Source organism: Pseudomonas sp. Sample_14 (assembly GCF_004307515.1).
Taxonomy (GTDB): Bacteria; Pseudomonadota; Gammaproteobacteria; order Pseudomonadales; family Pseudomonadaceae; genus Aquipseudomonas; species Aquipseudomonas atacamensis.
Map to the genome: position 1 here is coordinate 1 of NZ_RCOC01000075.1, position 904 is coordinate 904.

Annotated in this window: 1 protein-coding gene; it reads right to left on the minus strand. The window is 61.5% G+C overall.

Features of this window, described 5'->3' with window-relative positions:
- Positions 1-218 precede the first annotated feature (218 nt).
- Complete coding sequence (locus D8U61_RS18130; protein WP_024011959.1) at positions 219-836, minus strand: TPM domain-containing protein; 618 nt, start codon at positions 834-836, stop codon at positions 219-221.
- Positions 837-904: the final 68 nt, after the last annotated feature.

Sequence of the window (904 nt, forward strand, 5' to 3'; positions counted from 1 at the left end):
CTTATTTACCCAACGGTCCAGAAGCCCCTCACCCCAGCCCTCTCCCGGAGGGAGAGGGGGCCGACCGAGGTGTCTTGCGCTCGACATCGACCTGAACGACCGAGTCGGCTATGGCTGTCAGGATTTGATTTCGACTCGGCATTTCAGGTCGGCGGAACTCGACAGAACACCCTGGTCGGCTCCCTCTCCCTCTGGGAGAGGGCTGGGGTGAGGGTTTTTCAGCCCAACACCACCAACCGATTCGGCAATTCATTCCTCACCTGCGTCACCGGCACATGCACCTTCAACAACTCGCCACACGCCTCCACGCACGTGACAAACCCTTCCAGCGTGCGCCCCTGCCTGACCTGTTCGGTAAACGCCGCGACAATCGCGTCCCAGTTGCTGTTGTCCAGCCGTTTGGAAATTCCCTCGTCCACCAGAATTTCCACATAGCGCTCAGCCTCGCAGACAAAAATCAGCACGCCGGTGCTGCCCACGGTGTGGTGCAGGTTCTGTTCGAGAAACTGCCGCCGCGCCAGGTTGGAGGCGCGCCAGTGGCGCACACGGCGCGGGACCAGATGCGTGGTGATTTTCGGCAGACGAAACAGCAGGCACAGGACGATGAACATGCCCCATTGCACCAGCAGCAGACTGCGCAGGGTCAGCCAGCCGGTGAGGTAGTGGACGATGCCCGGCAACACCAGCGCCAGCAGGCTGGCCCAGAGCAGCGGGATGTACGCGTAATCGTCGGCACGGGCAGCGAGCACCGTGACCAGTTCGGCGTCGGTGTCGCGTTCGACCCGGGCGATGGCCTCGGCGACTTTGCGTTGTTCGTGTTCAGTCAGTAATGCCATGTCGAAAAGTGCCTGCTCATTATTCTTTTGATCTCACCAGCCGCCGGACGAACCGCCGCCGCCGAAAC